Raw genomic sequence first — 11,504 nt, 5'->3', positions numbered from 1 at the left:
GGGTGGTCGGGGGAGCACTGCAGGGCGAAGTCGAGGGCGACTTCGAGCCCGAGTTCACCGGCGCGCGCGACGAAGCGGGCGAAGTCCTCCAGTGTTCCCAGGTGCGGGTGGACGGCGTCGTGGCCGCCCTCGGGGGAGCCGATCGCCCAGGGGACGCCGACGTCGTCGGGGCCGGCGTCGAGGGTGTTGTTGGGGCCCTTGCGGAAGGTGGTGCCGATCGGGTGGACCGGGGGGAGGTAGAGGACGTCGAAGCCCATCCCGGCGATCGCCGGGAGGCGGCGGGCGGCGGTGGTGAAGGTGCCGTGCGGCTGGGCGGGTGTGCCCTCGGAGCGGGGGAAGAACTCGTACCAGGCGCCGTACAGGGCCCGCTCGCGTTCCACCAGCAGGGGGAGCGGATCACTGCTGGTGACCAGCTCCCGCAGCGGATGCCGGGCCAGCACCGCGTCCACCTCCGGCGTCAACGCCGCCGCCAGCCGGGACGCCGCCGGACGGCTCTCCTCGCGCAGCGCGTCCACGGCGGCGAGCAGCACGCCCCGGGGCCCGGAGTCCGGCACTCCGGCCGCCGCCCGTTCGTAGAGCCGGGCGCCCTCCTCCAGGACGGTCTCGATGTCCATGCCCGCCGGGATCTTGATCCGCGCGTGATGCCGCCAGGTGGTGACCGGGTCGCCCCACGCCCGAACGGTGTACGTCCACAGGCCGGGCTCCCCGGCGGTGACGGTCGCCCCCCACCGGTCCGTGCCGGGCGCCGGCTCCCGCATCGGGATGAACGGCCCCGGACGCCCCTCGGGATCCTCCAGCACCACATCGGCGGCCACCGCGTCGTGCCCCTCCCGGAACACGGTGGCCGAGATCTCGAACGTCTCGCCGGTCACCGCCTTGGCCGGCCGGCGCCCCTGCAGGACCATCGGCCGGACGTCGAGCACGGGGATGCGCCCCACGGCGGTCACGGGACCGGCGGCGGGCGGCGGTGCGGGGACGACGGCGGGCGCCGGCGGGGGACCGGTCTCGGCGCGGCGGCCGGGAGGGGTTCCGGCGCCGCGTTTCACGGGCGGGGCGCCGTGCTTCGGAGGTGAGGACGAGTGGTGCTTGGCGGGCATGACCGCTCCTGTCCGCGTCAACGTGGGTGGGCGGATGACTGTGGGAAGGTGGGTCCTGCGGGGTTTCTGTGGGGGTACCCGCAGGAGCCTTCCCACACTGTTCGGGTGGGCAATCCGGCGGATTGTTAACTACTCGCGCGTATGTCGACACAAAAGACCGGCCCCGCCCGCACGGGACGGAGCCGGTCCTGAGCGCGTCCACGGTGGGCTCGTTCCCACCTCCACCGGCGCCAGTCCCGGGCCCCGGAACCCGGCACCGCGCGGGTGTGCCATCACAGGCGCGGAACCTGGAACAGCCGGTTCGGCGAGTCCGGCCCGCGCCCCGACACCCTGCCGCTCGCAGCCCTCTTGACCAGTGCCCTCGCCACCTACGCCGGGGTCGCCCGCCGGTGCTCGGCGAGATGCAGCGCCGCCGCGCCCGCCACATGCGGGGACGCCATCGACGTGCCCGAGTGCGTGACCCGCGCGGTGTCGCCCGCGGCGGAGACCGAGGTGATCGACAGCCCCGGGGTGAACGGATCGAGCGCCGATCCGTGGTGGGAAAAGGCCGGATTCTTGTCCTGCCGGTCGGTCGCGTCGCCCACCGTGATGGCCTGCTTCACTCCCGCCGGCGAGTACCACGTGGCCGGCCCGCCTTCGTCCGTGTCATGATCCGGACCCCCTCCTCGGTTTGGGCTTCACCGTGCGGGCCGCACCGGGCTCGCGGGCCCCGGCCCTCCCGCGTACGCGGGGAGGCAGGCACCCCGCCGCCGCTGTCCCGGCCTCGCGTCGTCGCCCCCTCCGCTTCGCACCCCACCACGCCCGGCCCGCTCCCCGGTCCGGCCCCGAGCGAACGGGGGGACCCTGCTACCGCTGCCGCCCGACACGTCCGGGTGGCAGCCTCCTCATGCGGGAAGAAGCGGGGCAAGGGCGCCGATGGGGGCGGAATCAGCCATATCCGCCATGAGATGAATCGTTTGGACAGGCGCACGAAGGTACCCGAGCCTTCCGGCTGCCGCGTGGACGGTGCCCGCGCCGGTACTGTCGGCAACGATGCCCGGACGCACACCGCGTCTCTCACGAACGCGCCGAGGTGACCAGTGAAGGCGATCCGTCGATTCACCGTCCGACCCGTGCTCCCCGAACCCCTCCGGCCCTTGAGCGATCTGGCCCGCAATCTGCGCTGGTCCTGGCACGACGGGACCCGTGACCTGTTCCGCTCCGTCGACCCCGAGCGCTGGGCCGCCGCCGGCCGCGACCCCGTACGGCTGCTCGGCAGCGTGGCGACCGAGCGGCTCGCCGAGCTGGCCGGGGACCGTGACTTCCTGGACCGCCTCGACGCGGTCGCGGGCGATCTTGACGCCTATATGACCGGCGACCGCTGGTACCAGGCGCAGGGCGGACGGCCGCCCGCCGCCGTCGCCTACTTCTCCCCCGAGTTCGGCATCACCGCCGCGCTGCCGCAGTACTCCGGTGGTCTCGGCATCCTGGCCGGTGACCATCTCAAGGCCGCCAGCGACCTCGGCGCCCCCCTCATCGGCGTCGGTCTGCTCTACCGGCACGGCTACTTCCGCCAGTCCCTGTCCCGGGACGGCTGGCAGCAGGAGCACTATCCCGTCCTCGACCCCAACGAGCTGCCCCTGGACCAGCTCAGGGAATCCGACGGCACCCCCGCCCACATCACCCTCGCCCTGCCCGGCGACCGCTCGCTGCGCGCCCGGGTCTGGCTGGCCCAGGTGGGCAGGATCCCGCTGCTCCTGCTGGATTCCGACGTCGAGGAGAACGACCTCGGCGAACGCGGAGTGACCGACCGGCTCTACGGCGGCGGCAGCGAGCACCGGCTGCTCCAGGAGATGCTGCTCGGTATAGGAGGGGTCCGGGCGGTGCGCACGTACTGCCGGCTCACCGGGCACGCCGCACCCGAGGTCTTCCACACCAACGAGGGCCACGCCGGCTTCCTCGGTCTGGAGCGCATCGCCGAACTGCGTGCCGACGGGCTGGACTTCGACACGGCCCTGGAGGCGGTGCGCGCGGGGACCGTGTTCACCACCCACACCCCCGTCCCGGCCGGCATCGACCGCTTCGACCGCGAACTGGTCGCCCGGCACTTCGGCCCCCACGCCGAACTGCCGGGTATGGAGGTCGACCGCATCCTCCGGCTCGGCATGGAGACCTATCCCGGGGGCGAGCCCAACCTGTTCAACATGGCCGTGATGGGCCTGCGTCTCGCGCAGCGCGCCAACGGCGTCTCCCTGCTGCACGGCCACGTCAGCCGTGAGATGTTCTCCGGCCTCTGGCCGGGCTTCGACCCCGAGGAGGTGCCCATCACCTCCGTCACCAACGGGGTGCACGCGCCCACCTGGGTCGCTCCCGAGGTGTTCCGGCTCGGCGCCCGCCAGATCGGTGCCCAGCGTGCCGAGGAGGCACTGAGCATCGGTGACTCCGACCGCTGGGACTCCGTAGCGGACATCGCCGACCAGGACATCTGGGAGCTGCGCCGGTCCCTGCGCGAGCTGCTGGTGCTGGAGGTCCGTGAGCGGCTGCGCGCCTCCTGGCGGCAGCGCGGCGCCGGGACGGCCGAGCTGGGCTGGATCGACGGGGTGCTCGACCCGGACGTGCTGACCATCGGCTTCGCGCGGCGCGTCCCGTCGTACAAACGGCTGACGTTGATGCTGCGCGACCGGGACCGGCTGATGGACCTGCTGCTGCATCCCGAGCGGCCGGTGCAGATCGTGATCGCGGGCAAGGCGCACCCGGCGGACGACGGCGGCAAGCGGCTCATCCAGGAGCTGGTCCGCTTCGCCGACGACCCGCGCGTACGCCACCGGATCGTGTTCCTGCCCGACTACGGCATGGCGATGGCGCAGAAGCTCTACCCGGGCTGCGACATCTGGTTGAACAATCCGCTCAGGCCGCTGGAGGCGTGCGGCACCAGCGGGATGAAGGCGGCGCTCAACGGCTGCCTCAACCTGTCCGTCCTGGACGGCTGGTGGGACGAGTGGTTCCAGCCCGACTTCGGCTGGGCCATTCCCACGGCGGACGGCGTCGGGACCGATCCGGACCGGCGGGACGACATAGAGGCCGCGGCGCTGTACGACCTGCTCGAGCAGCGGGTGACGCGGGCCTTCTACGAGCGTGGGCGCAGTGGCCTGCCGGACCGCTGGATCGAGATGGTGCGCCGGACGCTGAGCCTGCTCGGGCCGAAGGTACTGGCCGGGCGGATGGTCCGGGAGTACGTCGAGCGGCTGTACGCGCCCGCCGCGCACGCGCACCGCGCGATGGACGCGGACTCCGCGCGGGCGCTCGCCGCGTGGAAGGCGAGAGTGCGGGGCGCTTGGCACGGTGTGACCGTCGACCATGTCGAGACGTCCGTGGCGACCGCGACCGCGGAGCTGGGTACCACGCTCGGGTTGCGGGTGCGGGTGGGTCTCGGCGGTCTGAAGCCGGAGGACGTCGAGGTGCAGGCGGTCTCCGGGCGGGTGGACGAGGAGGACCGCATCACCGACGCGGCGGCTGTGCCGCTGAAGCCGGCGGGCCATCCCGACCAGGAGGGGCGGTGGGTGTACGAGGGGCCGCTGTCCCTGGACCGCACGGGGCCGTTCGGGTACACGGTCCGGATTCTGCCCAGCCATCGGCTGCTGGCGTCCGGGGCCGAACTGGGCTTGGTCGCGGTGCCGTCGGAGGATCTGGCGGAGGCTGCGGGGCTGCTGATGCGGTGAGGCGGCCCCGGGCACGCGACGGCGCGGTGCCGGGGGCACCGCGCCGAGGCGTGGCGGGTGAGGAGGGGCCGTCGGATCAGCCCGCGCCGCAGCTGCCGACCGACGGCGCAGGGCTGGAGGGCCCGTTGACGGTGAAGCCGAACGACGTCGACTGCCCCGCGCTCAGGGTGCGGTTGTGGCCGGCCGGGGTCACGGTCACCACGTTCCCGCTCCTGCTGGCGGTGCCGTTCCAGAGTGAGACGATCGTCTGGTTGCCGGCGAACGTCAGCGGCACGCTCCAGTTGGAGACGCCGCCGCTGCCCGCGGTGATGGTCACCTCACCGTTGAACCCGTTGTTCCACGCGTTGGTCGTGCGGTACGTGGCGTTGCAGGCGCCCGTCGCCGGCGGCGGTGTCGTCTCCCCGTCGTCCGGTGGGGGTGTGGTGCCCCCGCCGCTGAGGGAGATGTTGGAGCTGCCGGAGCTCTGGTAGCCCTCGGTAGCCATGATCATGTAGTAGTTGAAGGCCCCCAGCGGCATCCCGGCCGCCTGCCAGGCGTCGAAGTGGGTGCCGGTGTTGATGGTGCCGCTGGACCGCTTGCTGTTCCGGACGCTCCAGTACTGCTGGAAGGTCCGGGTGCCCTCCACCGACGGAGCGTTGACCCGGGTGGACTCGTAGATCGTGTACGTACCGCCGTCGGCGTTGACCGTGCCGCGCCGCTGGCCCCCCGACCCGGGGTTGTACAGGCCGTGGTTCTCGACGATGTAGTACTCCACCAGCGGGTTGGAGGTCCACCCGTACAGCGCCAGGTAGCCGTTGCTGCCCGGGTCGAACGTGCCGGAGTAGGTGACGTTGCGGCGGCTTCCGTTGCTCCAGCCGAGGCCGCCGACCCAGTTGTTCGTGTTGCTCCACCGGCTGCTGTACTGCCCGGCGGCCCCCAGCGTCATGGTGACGGAGCCGGGGGAGTCGGTCCAGAAGGAGTAGTAGTACCCGTTGTACGTACCGGTCGAGTTGCCGGTGAGGACCTGGTCGGCGCGTGCCGTACCGGGCAGCAGCAGTCCCGACCCTGCCGCTGCCACCAGTGCCCCGGCACCGCCGAGGATGAGCTTTCTGCGGCTGACCGGACGGGGACCGGAGTCGTGTGGGGGTGCGCTCATGGAACGGTTCCTCCTCGTGAAGGGCACCGCCGGTGACAGGGGACACGCCGAACACACCTCGGCGCTCACCAACGAGGCGACAGAGACCGGTCCTACGCCTACGCCGCACGTACGACCGGAGAGCGCCACAACAGTCGTGCGGGGGCACGGAGTTGTCAATGGTTTCGTAATGTTCCCGAACTTTTTCGATGGCGCGAACCTTTGCCGCACCTGGGTCGGAAGGGGTGCTCAGGTGCTGACGGAGGGGGAGTCGGCGTCGTCGCCCGCGTGATGATTCGAAACATTCGAACCGATGGAGCGGGACCACCGAGCCACAGCACCGGGCCGTTCCGCGTCGACCGCGCGGTCACGCGAGCGACGGTTGCGCAGGTCAGTACTCCTCGAGGCCCCGCGTGGCCAGGCGGTGGAGGACCTTGCCGCAGCGGCGGGCGTAGGCGTGCTGGAGGCCGCGGGTGGCCGGGCCGCCCGCGCGGGAGTACCAGCGGGCCGCCCGGCTGAACGCCGAGACGGTCAGCCACACCGTCCCGTCACCCGTGCGGTCCACCACGAAGGCCTCCTCGCCGCTCTCCGGGTGGCCGGCCAGGGTGCCGTACGCCCAGCCGGCCCTGCGGTGCTCCTCGACCGTCCACACCACCCGGCAGGGTGCCTTGACCACCCCGGCGAGAGTGACGGTGACGTCGACGTCCGGGGCCGCGCGGTCGGCGGTGGCCTCGATGCCGACGCCCAGTTCCCGGTGCATTTCCCAGGTGAGCAGTGCTTCCGCCGCCTGACGGAAGACCGGCTCGCCCTCGCCGAGCCGGGTGCGCACCCGCATGGGGTGGTAGCCGGGAGGGCAGAATCCGGGATCCCGGGTCGCGCCGACGTGGTCGTAGGTGAAGTCCGCCGAAGACATGGGACCCAAGAGTAGGGCGGCGCCCACGCCTTCGGGGAAGGCGGGGCCCCGCTCGGGTCATTCGCTCCCGGTTTACGGGAAGGTGAGCTTCTTTACGGGAAGGTGAGCTTCCAGCCGCTGATGTAGCCGGTGTCGTACCGTGCCCGGTCCTGCACCCGCAGCTTCCAGGTGCCGTTGGCGGTCTCGGCGGAGGCGTTGACCGTGAAGGTCTCCTTGATGTCGTCCGCGGAGCCACCGGTGCGGTTGCGCAGGTTGTACACCGTGCCGTCCGGGGCCACCAGGTCGACGACCAGGTCACCGCTCCAGGTGTGCTCGATGTCGGTGGTGACCTGGAGGTTGGACGGCGCGTTGCCCGTCCGTCCGGTGACGGTGATCGAGGACGTCACCGCGGCACCGTTGTCCGGGATCGACACGTCGGCGGTGTTCTCGAAGGACGTACCGCCGCCGTCACCGCCGTCACCGGGGCGCGAGCCGACGTTGATGGCCGCCCACGCGTCCTGCACGCCCTTGTACTCGGCGCTGTCCGTGCCGTACAGCTCACCGGTGGCCGCCAGGGTGCCGGTGCGGGCGCCGGCGTAGTTGGTGGTGGAGGTGAACTTCGTGGTCAGCGCGCGGAACCAGATCTTCTCCGCCTTGGCGCGGCCGATGCCGGTGACCGGGAGGCCGTCCGAGGTGGGCGAGTTGTAGGTGACACCGTTGATGGTCTTGGTGCCGCTGCCCTCGCTCAGCAGGTAGAAGAAGTGGTTCGCGGGCCCGGACGAGTAGTGGACGTCGATGCCGCCGATGCCCGAGTACCAGGAGTCCTTGGACGCGCCGTCCTTGCTCGGCTTGTCCATGTAGCGCAACGGGGTGCCGTCGCCGTTGATGTCGATCTCCTCGCCGATGAGGTAGTCACCGACGTCGGAGGAGTTGTTGGCGTAGAACTCGACCGTCGAGCCGAAGATGTCGCTCGTCGCCTCGTTCAGGCCGCCGGACTCACCGCTGTAGTTGAGGCCCGCGGTGTTCGAGGTCAGACCGTGGGTCATCTCGTGCGCGGCCACGTCGATCGAGGTGAGCGGGTTGGCGTTGCCGGAGCCGTCGCCGTAGGTCATGCAGAAGCAGCTGTCCGACCAGAAGGCGTTGACGTAGTTGTTGCCGTAGTGGACCCGGGAGTAGGCGCCCACGCCGTCGCCGCGGATACCGCTGCGGCCGTGCACGTTCTTGTAGTAGTCCCAGGTCAGCGCGGCCCCGTAGTGGGCGTCGGCGGCGGCCGACTCCAGGTTGGACGGGCTGCCGTTGCCCCAGACGTCGTCGGAGCCGGAGAACAGCGTGCCGGTGCCGGACGTGCCGCGGTTGAGGTTGTACGTCTTGTGCCCGCCGCGCGCCCCGTCGGTGAGGTTGTACGAGGACCCCGACTGCGTGGTGGTCAGGTCGACGGTGCCGCTGTAGACGGTGTGGCCGGTTCCGTTCTGGATGGCCTCCCACTCGTACAGCTTCTCGCCCGTGGTGGCGTCCGTGACGACGTGCAGCTCCTGCGGGGTGCCGTCGTGCTGGAGGCCGCCGACGACCGTCTCGTAGGCCACGACCGGCGTGCCCTTCGCCGCCCAGATCACCTTGCGCGGGGCGCGGTCGACGTCGGCGCCCTCGGCCTTCTCGGCCCTGGCGGCGGACAGGGCCTGCTGCTCGGCCTTGGCGGCCGGCACCTTGGCGGTGGTGGTCGCGGGCTTCACCGCGGTCCGGGTGGCCTTGACGACGGCGTCGGCCTCGCCGGCCGTGTCGCCCTGGACGACCAGGTCGCCGCCGAGGACGGGCAGACCGTCGTAGGTGCGCTCGTAGCGGACGTGCACGGTGCCGTCGCGGTCCTTGAGGACGTCACGGACGACGAGCTTCTCCTTCGCGCCCAGTCCGAGGTCCTTCGCGGTCTCCGCCTTGGTGGCGTTGGCCTCGCGGATCAGTGCGGCGCGCTGGGCGGGGGTGAGCTTGACCGACTCGGACCCCGGCTTCGCCTTGCTCGCGGCCGCCGGTGTCTGCTCCGGGGCGGCGGTGGCGGTGCCGGACTGCACGGCCGTGGCGATCAGCGCGGCCACCCCGGCGAGGGCGACGGCGGCGGCGCGGCGGTGGGGGGTGCGTCTGTGGGACGACCTGGTTCTCAACGCTGACTCCTTCTGCGCGGCCGCGGGTCGCGCGGCCTGGGGAGACCGGTCGGCGGGTGAGCCGTCCGGGCAGAACGGAAGTGCTCTGAGCTGGTGGCCGCCGTGCAGCGGTGGGGTGAAGCTGTGGGGTTGCTGTGAAGCGGCCGTGGGAAGAGTGGCAGGGGATCCCGGTTGCTGTCAGGAGCGCGTCAAAACTTTGGCCGGAAATCGTTCGTTGTCCGGGAGTTGGGGTTCGGTATACGAACGGTCAAGACGGGGTTGCCGCAGAGAGAGGGGGTCTCGGAGCGTGCGGGATCAGCCGTCGCCCGACATGAGGCGCGTGACGTCGACGGAACCGGCCCCTGTCCGCGGCTCGGGAATCAGGGTCCACAGGACGGTCAGCGCGGCGAACGCGGCGACGAGGGCGAGGACGCCGCCGCGGCCGGTCGCCCACCGGGCCCGGAACCGCACCGGATCCTCCACCAGCACCTTGGACAGCCAGGCCGCGAGGACGGACAGGGCGAGGAGGACGGCCGTTCGGGGCGGGCCGGACAGGCCCAGACGTTCCTCGTCGAGCAGCAGGAACACGGGCCAGTGCCACAGGTAGAGGCTGTACGAGAGACCGCCGAGCCGCCGCAGCACGGGTACGGCGAGGACGCGGCCCAGCGGGCCGTGCGGCGCGTGGGCGAGGCAGCCGATGAGCAGGGCGGCGGCCAGGGAGTGCAGGAACAGACCGCCCTGGAACAGGGACGGGGTCCGCTGCCCGTCGGCCAGCGCCCAGTAGACCCCGATCGCGCAGGCCAGGGCCAGGCCGCCCCGGCGCAGGGCGGCCTCACGGAACCGGGTGAACAGACGCGTGGCCGGTGCCGTGGCCGCCAGGGAACCGAGCAGCAGGGAGAAGGCACGGGTGTCGGTGCCCTCGTAGACGCGGGTCGTGTCGCCGGGCCCGGCCGAGGCGGTGAGGGCGACCATGAGGACCAGCGAGACGACGGCCCCGGCCCCGGCCACGGCGGCGATGCGCCGGTGCGCGTCGCGCCCCCGCGCGAGCAGCCCCACCAGCACGGGCCAGACCAGATAGAACTGCTCCTCGACGGCGATGCTCCACAGGTGGCCGAACACCCGGGTGTCCGCGCCGTTCCAGTAACCGGCCCCGTCGGCGACGAAATGCCAGTTGGTGAGGTTCGCCGCCACCCAGGGCGCGTCCTCGCGTGCGAACCGGAGCAGTGACGGCGGACCGAACGCCAGGAGCAGGAGCAGGGTGCCCGCCACGGTGACGGCGAGCGCGGGCAGCAGACGCCGTGCGCGCCGTCCCCAGAACGCCATGAGATGGATACGGCCGTCGCCCTCCCGCGCCTCCTTCAGCAACAGCCCGGTAATCAGAAAACCGGACAGGACGAAGAACAGGTCGACGCCGAGGAAGCCTCCGCCGAGGTGACCGGCATGGAACAACAGCACCCCCAGGACGGCCACCCCCCGCAGCCCGTCCAGCGGCGCGATGTGCCGTTTGCCCGACGCCGCCGGTCCGGCGGTGCGACGGCGTCTCGTCCTGAACGGTGCTGTCTGCATGGGTACTGTCTGCACGGGTGCGGGTCTCCGGGGTCGGTGGTCCGGGCTGAGGGTGATGGCTACGGGCAGCCGAGCCGGCTGAACACCTTCTCGCCGGTCCACGACCCGGTGGCCCACTCCTTCGGCTCGGCCGGGGTGAAGCCGTAGAGCGTGTGGAGCTCCTTGCCGAACCACTGGGCGAAGGCGGCCGAGCCCTGCTGGCAGGAGTGGATGCCGTCCTTGCTCCGCTGGGCCGTGGCCGCGCCGCTGTCGGTCCCCCACAGGGGGGCGGCGTCGAGGAAGCGGACCGTCTCCGGGTGCCGGTCCGCGACCGCCTCGGCGGACTTCGGCGCGGACCTGATCTCGTCCTCGTGCGGCGTGTAGAAGTCGTCCACCTCGAACGGGGGAGCGGACACCAGCAGCAGCTCGGCGCCCGCGTCGTTCACCGCCCCGGCCAGCCGCTCGTAGGCGGCGCGCTGCTCGTCGGGGGTGCCCCAGTCGTAGGTGGTGATCTGGTAGGCGACGACGTCCGGCCGGAAGGACGCCAGGGACGTGGGGAGGGTCTTCCAGGTGGGTTCGGCGATCTCGCCGACGACACCGCCGCCGCCGGTGGAGGCCATCGACTCGAAGGCGACTCCTGCCGCCTTCATGGCCGCGTTCACCGCCGGCACCTGTGCCTCGCTGATCGAGTCGCCCATCCACAGCAGCCGCCGTGGCGTCGCGCCGTCCCCGGTGTCGTCCTTCCGGCCGTCGGATCCGCCGGTGGAGGGGGTGGCACCCCCGGCCGAGGCTCCGGAGGAGCCCTCCGAGGACTGGCAGGCGGTCAGCGCGAGCAGGGCCACCGCCGAGGTCAGGAAGAGCGCGGACGAGCGACGGGCGGAGGGGAGGTTCTCGAAGGTCATGCATCGAGCACAGCCCACGCCGGCGCCGCCCCGGAACGTCCGTCATCGTTTCCTCACACGATGCGGGAACAGGCGTCATACGCTTCGAGCATCCTGGTCAAGAACGCCGCAGCCCCGCAGGAGA

General features: G+C 71.8%; 7 protein-coding genes and 1 pseudogene. 1 reads left to right on the top strand and 7 read right to left on the bottom strand.

The window, feature by feature from the left end; all coding sequences use genetic code 11:
* A partial coding sequence (locus tag ACZ5C2_RS20880; RefSeq protein ID WP_468793136.1) for a maltotransferase domain-containing protein occupies window positions 1-1,097 on the bottom strand: 1,097 nt, incomplete at its 3' end.
* A 272-nt stretch (window positions 1,098-1,369) separates the two neighbouring features.
* Window positions 1,370-1,738: pseudogene (locus tag ACZ5C2_RS20875) on the bottom strand (S8 family serine peptidase); the annotation flags it as partial.
* Between the two features lie 438 nt (window positions 1,739-2,176).
* On the opposite strand from ACZ5C2_RS20875, the gene ACZ5C2_RS20870 reads away from it, so the two are divergent.
* Window positions 2,177-4,795: a glycosyltransferase family 1 protein gene (locus tag ACZ5C2_RS20870; protein WP_468793133.1), complete on the top strand. Its 2,619-nt coding sequence runs from the start codon at window positions 2,177-2,179 to the stop codon at window positions 4,793-4,795.
* Window positions 4,796-4,871: 76 nt separating this feature from the next.
* Here ACZ5C2_RS20870 and ACZ5C2_RS20865 read toward each other — a convergent pair whose 3' ends face one another.
* The 5 genes from ACZ5C2_RS20865 to ACZ5C2_RS20845 all read right to left on the bottom strand — a co-directional run bounded on the left by ACZ5C2_RS20865 (window position 4,872) and on the right by ACZ5C2_RS20845 (window position 11,380).
* Window positions 4,872-5,930 carry a glycoside hydrolase family 11 protein gene (locus tag ACZ5C2_RS20865; protein ID WP_468793130.1) on the bottom strand — a complete coding sequence of 353 codons (1,059 nt, stop codon included), beginning with the start codon at window positions 5,928-5,930 and terminating at the stop codon, window positions 4,872-4,874.
* A gap of 370 nt (window positions 5,931-6,300) precedes the next feature.
* On the bottom strand, window positions 6,301-6,822 hold the full coding sequence (locus ACZ5C2_RS20860) for a DUF1990 family protein (RefSeq protein WP_468793127.1): 522 nt from the start codon (window positions 6,820-6,822) through the stop codon (window positions 6,301-6,303).
* Window positions 6,823-6,914: 92 nt separating this feature from the next.
* Complete coding sequence (locus tag ACZ5C2_RS20855) at window positions 6,915-8,954, bottom strand: M4 family metallopeptidase (RefSeq protein ID WP_468793124.1); 2,040 nt, start codon at window positions 8,952-8,954, stop codon at window positions 6,915-6,917.
* Window positions 8,955-9,248: 294 nt separating this feature from the next.
* Entirely contained in the window at window positions 9,249-10,499 is a 1,251-nt protein-coding gene (locus ACZ5C2_RS20850; RefSeq protein ID WP_468793121.1) for an acyltransferase family protein, read from the bottom strand.
* A 59-nt stretch (window positions 10,500-10,558) separates the two neighbouring features.
* Entirely contained in the window at window positions 10,559-11,380 is an 822-nt protein-coding gene (locus tag ACZ5C2_RS20845; protein ID WP_468793118.1) for an SGNH/GDSL hydrolase family protein, read from the bottom strand.
* Window positions 11,381-11,504: the final 124 nt, after the last annotated feature.

It is taken from the genome of Streptomyces sp. NPDC031365 (genome assembly GCF_055569765.1).
Note: the sequence above shows the minus strand (reverse complement) of the source record. Positions and strands in the feature narration are given on the sequence as shown.